9 protein-coding genes, 4 tRNA genes and 1 rRNA gene are annotated in these 14,527 nt (G+C 58.7%); all 14 read left to right on the forward strand.

What is annotated here, in order from left to right:
• Positions 1–138: 138 nt before the first annotated feature.
• Positions 139–252, forward strand: a 5S ribosomal RNA gene (rrf, locus tag B0G71_RS20605).
• 156 nt (positions 253–408) lie between these two features.
• Positions 409–494: transfer RNA gene (locus B0G71_RS20610), tRNA-Tyr, on the forward strand.
• A gap of 41 nt (positions 495–535) precedes the next feature.
• A tRNA-Gly gene (locus B0G71_RS20615) sits at positions 536–609 on the forward strand.
• Between the two features lie 16 nt (positions 610–625).
• Positions 626–700: transfer RNA gene (locus tag B0G71_RS20620), tRNA-Thr, on the forward strand.
• A 63-nt stretch (positions 701–763) separates the two neighbouring features.
• Positions 764–1,954, forward strand: a complete 1,191-nt coding sequence (tuf, locus tag B0G71_RS20625) for an elongation factor Tu (protein ID WP_012434572.1) — start codon at positions 764–766, stop codon at positions 1,952–1,954.
• A gap of 65 nt (positions 1,955–2,019) precedes the next feature.
• Positions 2,020–2,095: transfer RNA gene (locus tag B0G71_RS20630), tRNA-Trp, on the forward strand.
• A 36-nt stretch (positions 2,096–2,131) separates the two neighbouring features.
• Positions 2,132–2,512, forward strand: coding sequence for a preprotein translocase subunit SecE (secE, locus tag B0G71_RS20635; protein ID WP_106284136.1), 381 nt, complete (start codon positions 2,132–2,134; stop codon positions 2,510–2,512).
• 1 nt (position 2,513) lies between these two features.
• Positions 2,514–3,071, forward strand: coding sequence for a transcription termination/antitermination protein NusG (nusG, locus tag B0G71_RS20640; RefSeq protein ID WP_007180147.1), 558 nt, complete (start codon positions 2,514–2,516; stop codon positions 3,069–3,071).
• A gap of 165 nt (positions 3,072–3,236) precedes the next feature.
• A complete protein-coding gene (gene rplK / locus B0G71_RS20645) occupies positions 3,237–3,668 on the forward strand; it encodes a 50S ribosomal protein L11 (protein ID WP_012434578.1) in 432 nt (143 codons plus the stop codon).
• The gene (gene rplA, locus B0G71_RS20650; protein ID WP_007180145.1) at positions 3,669–4,367 is read left to right on the forward strand and encodes a 50S ribosomal protein L1; all 699 of its coding nucleotides are present in this window, start codon (positions 3,669–3,671) and stop codon (positions 4,365–4,367) included. It abuts the gene before it with no gap.
• A gap of 302 nt (positions 4,368–4,669) precedes the next feature.
• The gene (gene rplJ / locus B0G71_RS20655) at positions 4,670–5,173 is read left to right on the forward strand and encodes a 50S ribosomal protein L10 (protein ID WP_116143831.1); all 504 of its coding nucleotides are present in this window, start codon (positions 4,670–4,672) and stop codon (positions 5,171–5,173) included.
• A gap of 63 nt (positions 5,174–5,236) precedes the next feature.
• Entirely contained in the window at positions 5,237–5,611 is a 375-nt protein-coding gene (rplL, locus tag B0G71_RS20660; protein WP_011490060.1) for a 50S ribosomal protein L7/L12, read from the forward strand.
• 370 nt (positions 5,612–5,981) lie between these two features.
• Positions 5,982–10,088 carry a DNA-directed RNA polymerase subunit beta gene (gene rpoB / locus B0G71_RS20665; protein WP_106284137.1) on the forward strand — a complete coding sequence of 1,369 codons (4,107 nt, stop codon included), beginning with the start codon at positions 5,982–5,984 and terminating at the stop codon, positions 10,086–10,088.
• A gap of 21 nt (positions 10,089–10,109) precedes the next feature.
• Positions 10,110–14,348 (forward strand): DNA-directed RNA polymerase subunit beta', encoded by a 4,239-nt coding sequence (rpoC, locus tag B0G71_RS20670; RefSeq protein ID WP_106284138.1) that lies wholly within the window; start codon positions 10,110–10,112, stop codon positions 14,346–14,348.
• Positions 14,349–14,527 lie beyond the last annotated feature (179 nt).

Here is a 14,527-nt window from a genome sequence, read left to right on the forward strand (position 1 = left end):
AGGGGGCAAGGACACTCAGGTTAAGTGATCGTGTTGTGCCAGAAACAACACAGCCCAAAGCAACATGAGAGGCATCCTCTCAGCTACTTCTTCCAGATTGGCTGTATTGCTCCACAAGCAGTGCAGCAACAAGTCATGCCTGATGACCATAGCGAGTCGGTCCCACCCCTTCCCATCCCGAACAGGACCGTGAAACGACTCCACGCCGATGATAGTGCGGATTACCCGTGTGAAAGTAGGTAATCGTCAGGCTCCCCAGCAGCAATCAGAAACCCCACCCCGAAAAGGTGGGGTTTCTGCGTTTACGATAGCGCTGAAATCACTATATAAGTGAGAGCCTTGGGTTTGGAGCGGTCAAGCAAGTCTTGACAACAAGCGGTTGTTCCCCCATAATCATCAGTTCTCTGCGGAGGGGTGCCCGAGTGGCTAAAGGGGGCAGACTGTAAATCTGTTGGCTTACGCCTACGTTGGTTCGAATCCAACCTCCTCCACCAGAATGCAAGTTGTAGCAGTTGTTGGGAATCCATGGATCCTTGCGGGTGTAGCTCAATGGTAGAGCAGAAGCCTTCCAAGCTTACGACGAGGGTTCGATTCCCTTCACCCGCTCCAGCAATATAGAAGTAGCGCCCATGTGGCTCAGTGGTAGAGCACTCCCTTGGTAAGGGAGAGGTCGGCAGTTCGATCCTGCCCATGGGCACCAGACGTACTCGGTGATTGTTTGCGCCCGGCGCAACGTACGGAAAAATCCTCTTAGGAGTCGAAAATGGCCAAGGGTAAGTTTGAGCGGACCAAGCCGCACGTGAACGTCGGCACGATCGGTCACGTTGACCACGGCAAGACCACGCTGACGGCAGCGATCACGACGGTTCTGACGCAGAAGTTTGGCGGCGAAGCGAAGGCATACGACCAGATCGACGCGGCGCCGGAAGAAAAGGCACGTGGTATCACGATCAACACGGCACACGTCGAGTACGAAACGGCAAACCGCCACTACGCACACGTCGACTGCCCGGGCCACGCTGACTATGTGAAGAACATGATCACGGGCGCAGCGCAGATGGACGGCGCGATCCTGGTGTGTTCGGCCGCTGACGGCCCGATGCCGCAAACGCGTGAGCACATCCTGCTGGCGCGTCAGGTTGGCGTGCCGTACATCATCGTGTTCCTGAACAAGTGCGACATGGTGGACGACGCTGAGCTGCTGGAGCTGGTCGAGATGGAGGTTCGCGAACTTCTGTCGAAGTACGACTTCCCGGGCGACGACACGCCGATCATCAAGGGTTCGGCCAAGCTGGCGCTGGAAGGCGACAAGGGCGAGCTGGGCGAAGTGGCGATCATGAATCTGGCCGACGCGCTGGACACGTACATCCCGACGCCGGAGCGCGCAGTTGACGGTGCGTTCCTGATGCCGGTGGAAGACGTGTTCTCGATCTCGGGTCGCGGCACGGTGGTGACGGGTCGCGTTGAGCGCGGCGTCGTGAAGGTCGGCGAGGAAATCGAAATTGTCGGTATCAAGCCGACGGTGAAGACGACCTGCACGGGCGTGGAAATGTTCCGCAAGCTGCTCGATCAGGGTCAGGCAGGCGACAACGTCGGTATCCTGCTGCGCGGCACGAAGCGTGAAGACGTGGAGCGTGGCCAGGTGCTGGCCAAGCCGGGTTCGATCAACCCGCACACGCACTTCACGGCTGAAGTGTACGTGCTGAGCAAGGACGAAGGTGGCCGTCACACGCCGTTCTTCAACAACTATCGTCCGCAGTTCTACTTCCGTACGACGGACGTGACGGGCTCGATCGAGTTGCCGAAGGACAAGGAAATGGTCATGCCGGGCGACAACGTGTCGATCACGGTGAAGCTGATCAACCCGATCGCGATGGAAGAAGGTCTGCGCTTCGCAATCCGCGAAGGCGGCCGTACGGTCGGCGCAGGTGTGGTTGCCAAGATTCTCGAGTAACGCCAGAAAGTTCTCGTTAATCGGTAGTTTCGGGGTTGGCGGTGTCGTCAACCCCAAAATGGTTTAGGGGTATAGCTCAACTGGCAGAGCGTCGGTCTCCAAAACCGAAGGTTGGGGGTTCGATTCCCTCTGCCCCTGCCAACTCTCGCGCCGTACGTGGCGCTTCGTTAAGGTGTTATGGCGAATCCTTCCGTCGAAACTGTAAATACATCCGGCGACAAGCTGATGCTCGTCGCGGGCGTATTGTTGGTCTTGGCCGGGTTCGTGGGGTTCTTCTGGCTCAGCGGCCAGGAATGGTACGTCCGCGGAGCCGCCTTGGCTGTTGGTGCGATCGCGGGTATTGCAGTCGGTCTTCTCTCCGCGCCTGGCAAGGGTTTCATCGCTTTCGCCAAAGATTCGTACAAGGAAGTCCGCAAGGTCGTTTGGCCGACTCGCAAAGAGGCTACCCAGACGACGCTTGTGGTGTTCGGCTTCGTGTTCGTCATGGCGATCCTTCTTTGGGTTAGTGATAAATCCATCGAATGGGCGATTTTCTCGGTGATTCTGGGTTGGAAATGATATGAGCGATACTCCGGCATCCCCGAGCGGCAAACGTTGGTACGTGGTGCACGCCTACTCCGGCATGGAGAAGAGCGTGCAACGTGCGCTTCAGGAGCGCATCGAACGTGCTGGCATGCAAGACCAGTTTGGTCAAATCCTCGTTCCGACTGAAGAAGTCGTCGAGGTGAAGGGTGGTCACAAATCGGTGACCGAGCGTCGTTTCTTCCCGGGCTATGTGCTCGTCGAAATGGAAATGACTGATGAGACGTGGCACCTCGTGAAAAACACGGCAAAGGTGACGGGTTTCGTAGGCGGTGCGCGTAATCGTCCCAGTCCGATTTCCCCGCGGGAAGTCGAGAAGATCATGTCGCAAATGCAGGAAGGCGTGGAAAAGCCGCGTCCAAAGACCCTGTTCGAAGTCGGCGAGATGGTGCGGGTGAAGGACGGTCCGTTCACGGATTTCAACGGCAGCGTCGAAGAAGTGAATTACGAAAAGTCGCGTGTCCGTGTTTCCGTTACAATCTTCGGCCGCGCAACGCCGGTCGAACTGGAATTCGGCCAGGTTGAAAAGCTGTAGTCCGGAATTCTGCGGAGCGCACCAGTCGGTGCGTTCCGTATTTCGCGCTTACGGTCCGCGTAATGACCGTTGAGGAGCGTAAGTAGCCGATTTTTTGGCGAACGCGCGCTACTACTCACTGAACGTCCGCATGTACCCGTGCGGTGTTCCAAAGAGGTTTTCAACATGGCAAAGAAAATTATCGGCTTTATCAAGCTGCAGATTCCTGCAGGTAAAGCCAATCCGTCGCCGCCGGTCGGCCCGGCACTGGGTCAACGCGGCCTGAACATCATGGAGTTCTGCAAGGCGTTCAACGCGCAGACTCAAGCACTGGAGCCAGGTCTGCCGACTCCGGTCGTGATCACTGCGTTTGCGGACAAGAGCTTCACGTTCGTTCTGAAGACGCCGCCGGCAACGGTTCTGATCAAGAAGGCAGCAAAGATCGATAAGGGTTCGAGCAAGCCGCATACCGACAAGGTCGGTAAGATCACCCGCGCTCAGGCTGAAGATATCGCCAAGACCAAGATGCCCGATCTGACGGCAGCTGATCTTGACGCAGCGGTTCGTACGATCGCTGGTAGCGCCCGCTCGATGGGCATCACCGTGGAGGGCGTGTAAATGGCTAAGCTTTCAAAGCGTCTGCAAGCATTTGCAGCCAAGGTTGATCGTCAAAAGCTGTACGCAATCGACGAAGCTCTGTCGCTCGTGAAGGAATGTGCAAGCGCGAAGTTCGACGAGTCGATCGACGTCGCAGTGCAACTCGGCATCGACGCGAAGAAGTCGGACCAAGTGGTTCGTGGCTCGGTCGTGCTGCCGGCTGGTACGGGTAAGTCGGTTCGCGTCGCAGTGTTCGCACAGGGCGAAAAGGCTGAGCAAGCTCGTGCAGCCGGCGCAGAAGTGGTCGGTATGGAAGACCTGGCTGAACAAGTCAAGGCTGGCAAGTTGGACTTCGACATTGTGATCGCTTCGCCGGACACGATGCGCGTTGTCGGTACGCTCGGCCAGATCCTCGGCCCGCGCGGCCTGATGCCGAACCCGAAGGTCGGTACGGTCACGCCGGACGTCGCGACTGCCGTCAAGAACGCTAAGGCTGGTCAGGTGCAATTTCGCGTCGACAAGGCCGGTATCATCCACGCTACCATCGGCCGTGCTTCCTTCGAGCCGACAGCTCTGCGTAGCAACCTGAACGCTCTCGTCGACGCGCTGCAAAAGGCGAAGCCGGCAACGAGCAAGGGTGTCTACCTGCGTAAGGTAGCGCTGTCGAGCACGATGGGCGTCGGCGTTCGCGTCGACCAGGCATCGATCGCTGCACAGTAATGAATTTCATCGCCTCGACGTGAGTCGGGGCGGTTTTATGGGCTTTGGGCGGTCGTAAGGTGGCAGTCTGCATCGAGCGACCGGTTGTCAAAGACCGTTGGCGGGTGCGCAGCTGGTAGGCGCGTCCTTAATGTAAAGCCAACGCAGATGGCGAACCCGAAAAGGTTTTGTAGTGATGAAGCCGGTTGATATCCGCAGCAATGCGGGGCTCAGGCGGTCGAAATACTCCTGACTGGTCGGACGCCGTTATTGAACGCGGTACACAAGGCGCACGCCGCGTGTATCGAATCTGGAGGTTAACCGTGCCACTTAACAAAGAAAGCAAGCAGGCCGTCGTCGCTGAGGTTGCCGCGCAAGTCGCGAAAGCTCAGACCGTGGTTCTGGCTGAGTATCGTGGAATCGCGGTTGGCGATCTGACCAAGCTGCGCGCGAAAGCGCGTGAGCAACAGGTTTACCTTCGCGTGTTGAAAAACACGCTGGCGCGTCGCGCTGTCGAAGGTACCCCGTTTGCTCCGCTGGCAGAGCAGATGACTGGTCCGCTGATCTACGGCATCTCGGAAGATGCAATTGCTGCTGCTAAGGTCGTCAACGACTTCGGCAAAACCAATGACAAGTTGATCATCAAGGCCGGTTCCTACGAAGGCAAGGTGATGGACAAGGCTGGCGTGCAAGCGCTGGCAAACATCCCGAGCCGCGAAGAACTGCTCTCCAAGCTGTTGTACGTTATGCAGGCACCTGTTTCTGGCTTTGCGCGCGCTCTGGCCGCGCTGGCAGAAAAGAAACAAAGCGAAGAAACCGCTGCGTAATGCACTTCAGTTGAGCGTGATTGATCGCTGGCTGTATCCGAATTCAATTTAGGAGTATTTCAAATGGCAATCGCAAAAGAAGACATCCTCGAGGCAGTAAGCTCGATGTCGGTTCTGGAACTGAACGAGCTGGTCAAGGCGTTCGAAGAAAAGTTTGGCGTGTCGGCAGCTGCTGTTGCAGTGGCAGGCCCGGCAGGCGGCGGCGCTGCTGCTGCTGCTGAAGAGCAAACCGAATTCACGGTCAACCTGACGGAAGTCGGCGCGAACAAGGTTTCGGTCATTAAGGCTGTTCGTGAACTGACGGGTCTCGGCCTGAAGGAAGCGAAGGACTTGGTCGACGGCGCACCGAAGCCTGTTAAGGAATCGGTACCGAAGGCTGCTGCTGAAGAAGCCAAGAAGAAGCTGGAAGAAGCCGGCGCGAAAGCTGAAATCAAGTAAGTTTCAGCGCGCTGTGCGAAGGCTGGCGGTTTTCCACCGCCGGCCTTTTTGTGCTTTGTGGGGACAGCGTTTTTGCCTGCCAGTTTCGGCAAGAACCGGTGCCCCAGAAGCCAAAGAAAATCGCCATTCGGCAACATTGACCGGCGCTTCTCTTTGTCTTCTGAAGCGACTGCAGAAGGCAAGTTTGGTCGGGTAGCGGGCAACATAGGCATCCGCTGCCGTCAGCCAGCGGTTGGTAGCGGCCAACCACCAAGCTTCTAGGCTCGTTCAAGCCATCGGACGGCCATCGGGTCTCAGTCGGTGAACACTCGGGTTGTCTCATCAAGGTATCCTGCCTCGACAACAATGCCCGCCGTGATTCGGAGATCGTATGCAATATTCCTTCACCGAGAAGAAGCGTATTCGCAAGAGTTTTGCGAAGCGCCCCATCGTTCACCAAGTACCTTTCCTGCTGGCTACCCAGCTTGAATCATTCAGCACGTTTCTGCAAGCAGACACGTCGTCCACGCAACGCAAGCCGGAAGGCCTGCAAGCTGCGTTTACCTCCGTTTTTCCGATTGTTTCGCATAACGGGTTCGCTCGTCTAGAGTTCGTCAGCTACATGCTGTCGCCGCCGGCATTCAACATCAAGGAATGTCAGCAGCGCGGTTTGACGTACTGTTCGGCCCTGCGCGCGAAAGTGCGCCTGGTGCTGCTCGACAAGGAATCGCCGAGCAAGCCGGTCGTCAAGGAAGTGAAGGAACAGGAAGTGTACATGGGCGAAATTCCGCTCATGACGCCGACGGGTTCGTTCGTCATCAACGGCACGGAACGTGTGATCGTTTCGCAGCTGCACCGTTCGCCGGGCGTGTTCTTCGAGCACGACAAGGGCAAGACGCACAGCTCGGGCAAGCTCCTGTTCTCGGCACGTATCATTCCTTACCGCGGTTCGTGGCTCGACTTCGAGTTCGACCCGAAGGACGTGCTGTACTTCCGCGTCGACCGTCGCCGCAAGATGCCGGTCACGATCCTGCTGAAGGCAATCGGCCTCACGCCGGAACAGATCCTCGCAAACTTCTTCGTGTTCGACAATTTCACGCTGATGCCGGAAGGCGCGCAGATGGAATTCGTGCCCGAGCGTCTGCGTGGTGAAGTCGCGCGTTTCGACATCACGGACCGTGATGGCAACGTGATCGTCCAGAAGGACAAGCGGATCAACGCGAAGCACATTCGCGATCTCGACAACGCCAAGACCAAGTTCATCTCGGTCCCGGAAGACTATTTGCTCGGCCGCGTGCTGGCAAAGAACGTCGTCGACGGCGACACGGGTGAAGTCATCGCTAACGCGAACGACGAAATCACGGAAACCGTGCTCGAGAAGCTGCGCGAGTCGAAGATCAAAGATATCCAGACGCTCTACACGAACGATCTGGATCAAGGTCCGTACATCTCGTCGACGCTGCGTATCGACGAAACCGCGGACAAGATGGCCGCGCGCATCGCGATCTACCGCATGATGCGTCCGGGCGAACCGCCGACCGAAGAAGCGGTCGAGGCGCTGTTCAACCGTCTGTTCTACAGCGAAGACGCATACGACCTGTCCAAGGTGGGTCGTATGAAGTTCAATCGCCGTGTCGGCCGCGACGAAATCGTCGGTCCGATGACGTTGCAAGACGACGACATCCTCGCCACGATCAAGATCCTGGTCGAACTGCGCAACGGCAAGGGCGAAGTCGACGACATCGACCACTTGGGCAATCGTCGTGTGCGTTGCGTCGGTGAACTGGCGGAAAACCAGTTCCGCGCAGGTCTCGTGCGTGTCGAACGTGCTGTGAAGGAACGCCTCGGCCAAGCCGAAAGCGAAAACCTGATGCCGCACGACCTGATCAACTCGAAGCCGATTTCGTCGGCGATTCGCGAGTTCTTCGGTTCGTCGCAGCTGTCGCAGTTCATGGACCAAACGAACCCGCTGTCGGAAATCACCCACAAGCGCCGTGTTTCGGCTCTTGGCCCGGGCGGTTTGACGCGTGAACGCGCTGGCTTTGAAGTCCGCGACGTGCACCCGACTCACTACGGTCGCGTGTGTCCGATTGAAACGCCGGAAGGTCCGAACATCGGCCTGATCAACTCGCTCGCACTGTACGCGCACCTGAACGAATACGGCTTCCTCGAAACGCCGTATCGCAAGGTTGTGGACAGCAAGGTGACCGATCAGATCGACTATCTGTCGGCGATCGAAGAAGGCCGTTACGTGATCGCTCAGGCGAACGCGGCCGTGGCCGAAGACGGCTCGCTGACCGACGAACTGGTGTCGTCGCGTGAAGCTGGCGAAACGCTGATGGTTACGCCGGACCGCATCCAGTACATGGACGTGGCGCCGTCGCAGATCGTGTCGGTGGCAGCATCGCTGATTCCGTTCCTCGAGCACGATGACGCGAACCGCGCATTGATGGGTTCGAACATGCAGCGTCAGGCTGTGCCGTGTCTGCGTCCTGAAAAGGCCGTGGTCGGTACGGGTATCGAGCGCACGGTGGCAGTCGACTCGGGTACGACGGTTCAGGCATTCCGTGGCGGTGTGGTCGATTACGTCGACGCAGGCCGTATGGTGATCCGCGTGAACGACGATGAAGCCGTTGCTGGCGACGTCGGCGTGGACATCTACAACCTGATCAAGTACACGCGTTCGAACCAGAACACGAACATCAACCAGCGCCCGATCGTGAAGGTCGGCGACATCGTGTCGCGTGGCGACGTGCTGGCTGATGGCGCATCGACCGACCTCGGCGAACTGGCTCTCGGCCAGAACATGCTGGTCGCGTTCATGCCGTGGAACGGTTACAACTTCGAAGACTCGATTTTGATCTCGGAGAAGGTGGTTGCCGACGACCGTTACACGTCGATCCACATCGAAGAACTGAACGTCGTAGCTCGCGATACGAAGCTCGGACCGGAAGAAATCACGCGCGACATCTCGAACCTGGCTGAAGTGCAACTCGGCCGTCTCGATGAGTCGGGCATCGTCTACATCGGCGCTGAAGTCGAAGCAGGCGACGTGCTGGTCGGTAAGGTCACGCCGAAGGGCGAAACCCAACTGACGCCGGAAGAAAAGCTGCTGCGCGCGATCTTCGGTGAAAAGGCTTCGGACGTGAAGGACACGTCGCTGCGCGTGCCGTCGGGCATGAGCGGCACGGTGATCGACGTTCAAGTGTTCACGCGTGAAGGCATTCAGCGCGACAAGCGCGCGCAACAGATCATCGACGATGAACTGAAGCGCTATCGCCTCGACCTGAACGACCAGCTGCGTATCGTGGAAGGCGACGCATTCCAGCGTCTCGCACGTATGCTCGACGGCAAGGTCGCGAACGGCGGTCCGAAGAAACTGGCCAAGGGCACGAAGATCGAACAGGCTTACCTGCAAGATCTGGATCACTACCACTGGTTCGACATCCGCCTCGCGGACGAAGAAGCAGCGGCACAGCTCGAAGCTATCAAGGACTCGATCGAACAGAAGCGTCACCAGTTCGATCTGGCGTTCGAAGAAAAGCGCAAGAAGCTCACGCAAGGCGACGAACTGCCGCCGGGCGTGTTGAAGATGGTCAAGGTGTATCTGGCAGTCAAGCGCCGCCTGCAGCCTGGCGACAAGATGGCCGGCCGTCACGGTAACAAGGGTGTCGTGTCGAAGATCGTTCCGATCGAAGACATGCCGTACATGGCCGACGGCCGTCCGGCTGACGTCGTTCTGAACCCGCTCGGCGTGCCGTCGCGGATGAACGTGGGGCAGGTTCTCGAAGTGCATCTGGGTTGGGCCGCGAAGGGTCTCGGCTGGCGTATCGGCGAAATGCTGCAGCGTCAGGCGAAGATCGCAGAACTGCGCGAATTCCTGACCAAGATCTACAACGAGTCGGGCCGCGCTGAAGAGCTGGACAGCTTCACGGACGACGAGATCGTCGAACTGGCGAAGAACCTGCGCGAAGGCGTGCCGTTCGCTACGCCGGTGTTCGACGGTGCGACGGAAGAAGAAATGTCGCGCGCGCTGGATCTGGCATTCCCGGACGACATCGCGAAGAACCTCGGCATGACGCCGTCGAAGAATCAGGTGCGTCTGTACGACGGCCGCACGGGCGAAATGTTCGAACGTACGGTGACGGTCGGCTACATGCATTACCTGAAGCTGCACCACTTGGTCGACGACAAGATGCACGCGCGTTCCACGGGTCCGTACTCGCTCGTGACGCAGCAGCCGTTGGGCGGTAAGGCGCAATTCGGTGGCCAGCGTTTCGGTGAAATGGAAGTGTGGGCGCTCGAAGCGTACGGCGCATCGTACGTGCTGCAGGAAATGCTGACGGTGAAGTCGGACGACGTGACAGGCCGGACCAAGGTTTATGAAAACCTGGTCAAGGGCGATCACGTGATCGACGCCGGCATGCCGGAATCCTTCAACGTGTTGGTGAAGGAAATCCGCTCGCTCGGTATCGACATCGACCTCGACCGCAACTAATCGGACTACGGAGAGAAAGCAATGAAAGCTCTGCTCGATCTATTCAAGCAAGTCCAACAGCCTGAAGTTTTTGACGCGATCAAGATCGGTCTGGCTTCGCCGGACAAGATCCGTTCGTGGTCGTTCGGTGAAGTGAAGAAGCCGGAAACCATCAACTACCGGACGTTCAAGCCGGAACGCGATGGTTTGTTCTGCGCGAAGATCTTCGGGCCGATCAAAGACTACGAATGCCTTTGCGGCAAGTACAAGCGCCTGAAGCACCGTGGCGTGATCTGCGAGAAGTGCGGCGTCGAAGTGACGCTGGCGAAGGTGCGTCGCGAACGGATGGGGCACATCGAACTGGCCTCGCCGGTTGCGCACATCTGGTTCCTGAAGTCGCTGCCGTCGCGTCTGGGCATGGTGCTCGACATGACGCTGCGCGACATCGAACGCGTGCTGTACTTCGAAGCGTATGTGGTGATCGATCCGGGCATGACGCCGCTGAAAGCGCGGCAGATCATGACGGAAGAGGATTACTACAACAAGGTCGAAGAGTACGGTGACGAATTCCGTGCCGAGATGGGCGCGGAAGGCGTGCGCGAGTTGCTGCGCGCGATCAACATCGACGAACAGGTCGAGATGCTGCGCACCGAGCTCAAGAACACGGGTTCGGAAGCGAAGATCAAGAAGTACGCGAAGCGCCTGAAGGTGCTCGAGGCTTTCCAGCGTTCGGGCATCAAGCCTGACTGGATGGTGCTCGAAGTGCTGCCGGTGCTGCCGCCGGAACTGCGTCCGCTGGTGCCGCTGGATGGCGGCCGTTTCGCGACGTCGGACCTGAACGACCTGTATCGCCGCGTGATCAACCGTAACAACCGGTTGAAGCGTCTGCTCGAACTGAAGGCGCCTGAAATCATCGTCCGCAACGAAAAGCGGATGCTGCAGGAAGCCGTCGATTCGCTGCTCGACAACGGTCGTCGCGGTAAGGCCATGACCGGCGCGAACAAGCGTCCGCTGAAGTCGCTCGCCGACATGATCAAGGGTAAGGGCGGTCGTTTCCGTCAGAACTTGCTCGGTAAGCGCGTTGACTATTCGGGCCGTTCGGTGATCGTGGTCGGCCCGACGCTCAAGCTGCATCAGTGCGGTCTGCCGAAGCTGATGGCGCTCGAACTGTTCAAGCCGTTCATCTTCAACAAGCTCGAAGTGATGGGTGTCGCTACCACCATCAAGGCTGCGAAGAAGGAAGTCGAGAACCAGACGCCGGTGGTGTGGGACATTCTCGAAGAAGTCATTCGCGAACATCCGGTCATGCTGAACCGTGCGCCGACGCTGCACCGTCTCGGCATTCAGGCTTTCGAGCCGGTGCTGATCGAAGGTAAGGCAATCCAGCTGCATCCGCTCGTTTGCGCGGCGTTCAACGCCGACTTCGACGGTGACCAGATGGCTGTTCACGTGCCGCTGTCGCTGGAAGCGCAGATGGAAGCGCGCACGCTGATGCTGGCGTCGAACAACGTCCTGTTCCCGGCCAACGGCGATCCGTCGATCGTGCCGTCGCAGGATATCGTGCTCGGTTTGTACTACGCGACCCGTGAAGCAGTGAACGCAAAGGGCGAAGGCCTGACGTTCACCGGCGTTTCGGAAGCGCTGCGTGCTTACGAGAACAAGGAAGTCGAGCTCGCCTCGCGCGTCAACGTGCGGATCACCGAAATGGTCCACAACGAAGACAAGTCGGAAGGTGCGCCGGCGTTCGTGCCGAAGATCACGCTGTACCCGACCACCGTCGGCCGTGCAATCCTGTCGGAAATCCTTCCGCCGGGCCTGCCGTTCTCGGTGCTCAACAAGCCGCTGAAGAAGAAGGAAATCTCGCGCCTCATCAACACCGCATTCCGCAAGTGCGGTCTGCGTGAAACGGTGATTTTCGCCGACCAGTTGATGCAGTCGGGTTTCCGTCTGGCAACGCGCGCTGGTATCTCGATCTGCGTCGACGACATGCTCGTGCCGCCGCAGAAGGAAACCATCGTCGGCGACGCCGCGAAGAAGGTGAAGGAATACGATCGTCAGTACATGTCGGGTCTCGTCACGTCGCAAGAGCGCTACAACAACGTGGTCGACATCTGGTCGGCAACGTCGGAAGCGGTCGGCAAGGCGATGATGGAGCAGCTGTCGACGGAACCGGTCACGGATCGCGACGGCAACGAAACGCGTCAGGAATCGTTCAACTCGATTTACATGATGGCGGACTCGGGTGCTCGTGGTTCCGCGGTTCAGATTCGTCAGCTGGCCGGTATGCGTGGCCTGATGGCGAAGCCGGACGGCTCGATCATCGAGACGCCGATTACGGCGAACTTCCGTGAAGGCCTGAACGTGTTGCAGTACTTCATCTCGACCCACGGTGCACGTAAGGGTCTGGCTGATACGGCACTGAAGACGGCTAACTCGGGTTACCTGACGCGTCGTCTGGTCGACGTGACGCAGGATCTGGTGGTGGTCGAGGACGATTGCGGTACGTCCAACGGCGTCGCCATGAAGGCGTTGGTCGAAGGCGGTGAAGTCGTCGAAGCGCTGCGTGACCGTATTCTGGGTCGCGTGACGGTGGCTGACGTCGTCAATCCGGAATCGCAGGAAACGCTGTACGAAACGGGCACGTTGCTCGACGAAGATGCGGTCGAAGAAATCGAACGCCTCGGCATCGACGAAGTGCGCGTACGTACGCCGCTGACTTGCGAAACGCGTTACGGTCTGTGCGCAGCCTGCTACGGCCGCGACTTGGGTCGTGGCTCGTCGGTCAACGTCGGTGAAGCAGTCGGCGTGATCGCTGCTCAGTCGATCGGTGAACCGGGCACGCAGCTCACGATGCGTACGTTCCACATCGGTGGTGCGGCGTCGCGTGCGGCAGTGGCTTCGTCGGTTGAAGCGAAGTCGAACGGTACAGTGCGTTTCACGGCAACGATGCGTTACGTCACCAACGCGAAGGGCGAGCAGATCGTCATCTCGCGTTCGGGCGAGGCGATGATCACCGACGACCACGGTCGCGAGCGCGAACGTCACAAGGTGCCGTACGGCGCGACGCTGTTGCAACTGGATGGCGCGCAGATCAAGGCCGGCACGCAACTGGCGACGTGGGATCCGTTGACGCGTCCGATCATCACCGAGTGGGGCGGTACGGTGAAGTTCGAAAACGTCGAAGAAGGCGTGACCGTTGCGAAGCAGATCGACGATGTGACGGGTCTGTCCACGCTGGTCGTGATCGACGTGAAGCGTCGTGGTTCGCAAGCGTCGAAGACGGTGCGTCCGCAGGTCAAGCTGCTCGACGCGAACGGCGAAGAAGTCAAGATCCCGAACACCGAGCACTCGGTGCAGATCGGCTTCCAGGTCGGCGCTCTGATCACCGTGAAGGACGGTCAGCAAGTGCAGGTCGGTGAAGTGCTGGCACGTATCCCGGTTGAATCGCAGAAAACGCGTGACATTACCGGTGGTCTGCCGCGTGTGGCCGAGCTGTTCGAAGCGCGTTCGCCGAAGGACGCAGGTATCCTGGCGGAAGTCACGGGTACGACGTCGTTCGGTAAGGACACGAAGGGCAAGCAGCGTCTCGTTATCACGGACCTCGACGGCAATCAGCACGAGTTCCTGATCGCGAAGGAAAAGCAGGTTCTGGTGCACGATGGTCAGGTCGTCAACAAGGGCGAAATGATTGTCGACGGTCCTGCCGATCCGCACGACATCTTGCGTCTGCAAGGTATCGAAGCGCTGTCGCGTTACATCGTGGACGAAGTGCAGGACGTGTACCGTCTGCAAGGCGTGAAGATCAACGACAAGCACATTGAAGTGATTGTTCGTCAGATGCTGCGCCGCGTGCAGATTACGGACAACGGCGATACGCGTTTCATCCCGGGCGAACAGGTCGAGCGGTCGGATATGCTCGACGAGAACGACCGTATGATCGCGGAAGACAAGCGTCCGGCAACGTACGAAAACGTCTTGCTCGGTATCACGAAGGCCTCGTTGTCGACCGATTCGTTCATCTCGGCGGCGTCGTTCCAGGAAACGACGCGCGTGCTGACCGAAGCGGCGATTATGGGCAAGCGCGACGACCTGCGTGGTCTGAAGGAAAACGTGATCGTCGGCCGTCTGATTCCGGCTGGTACGGGTCTCGCGTTCCACAAGGCGCGCAAGACCAAGGAGCTGTCGGACCGCGAGCGTTTCGATCAGATCGCAGCGGAAGAGTCGTTCGAATTCGGTACGCCGGAAACCCCGGCCGCCGAACAGCAGCACTCAGGCGAGTAAGCTCAGGTCAGTCAGTCCAGGCAGCGTAAGCCGCTTGGGCTCACCAGCCAGCGAAGCCGCTCAGTTTCGACTGAGCGGCTTTTTTTATGCGTTCTTCTTTCTTGCATTTTTTGCGGATCAGTCGGCCAAACGGCTAACGCTGCATCAAAGCGCGGGCGCAGCACGAATGCGTTGGTAAA

It is taken from the genome of Paraburkholderia sp. BL27I4N3 (assembly GCF_003386115.1).
In the GTDB taxonomy this organism is placed as follows: domain Bacteria; phylum Pseudomonadota; class Gammaproteobacteria; order Burkholderiales; family Burkholderiaceae; genus Paraburkholderia.

Excerpts from the sequence above, each read along its gene's own strand:
- tuf (WP_012434572.1), top strand. The coding sequence starts at position 764 with ATGGCCAAGGGTAAGTTTGAGCGGACCAAGCCGCACGTGAACGTCGGC.
- secE (WP_106284136.1), top strand. The coding sequence starts at position 2,132 with ATGGCGAATCCTTCCGTCGAAACTGTAAATACATCCGGCGACAAGCTG.
- nusG (WP_007180147.1), top strand. The coding sequence starts at position 2,514 with ATGAGCGATACTCCGGCATCCCCGAGCGGCAAACGTTGGTACGTGGTG.
- rplK (WP_012434578.1), top strand. The coding sequence starts at position 3,237 with ATGGCAAAGAAAATTATCGGCTTTATCAAGCTGCAGATTCCTGCAGGT.
- rplA (WP_007180145.1), top strand. The coding sequence starts at position 3,669 with ATGGCTAAGCTTTCAAAGCGTCTGCAAGCATTTGCAGCCAAGGTTGAT.
- rplL (WP_011490060.1), top strand. The coding sequence starts at position 5,237 with ATGGCAATCGCAAAAGAAGACATCCTCGAGGCAGTAAGCTCGATGTCG.
- rpoB (WP_106284137.1), top strand. The coding sequence starts at position 5,982 with ATGCAATATTCCTTCACCGAGAAGAAGCGTATTCGCAAGAGTTTTGCG.
- rpoC (WP_106284138.1), top strand. The coding sequence starts at position 10,110 with ATGAAAGCTCTGCTCGATCTATTCAAGCAAGTCCAACAGCCTGAAGTT.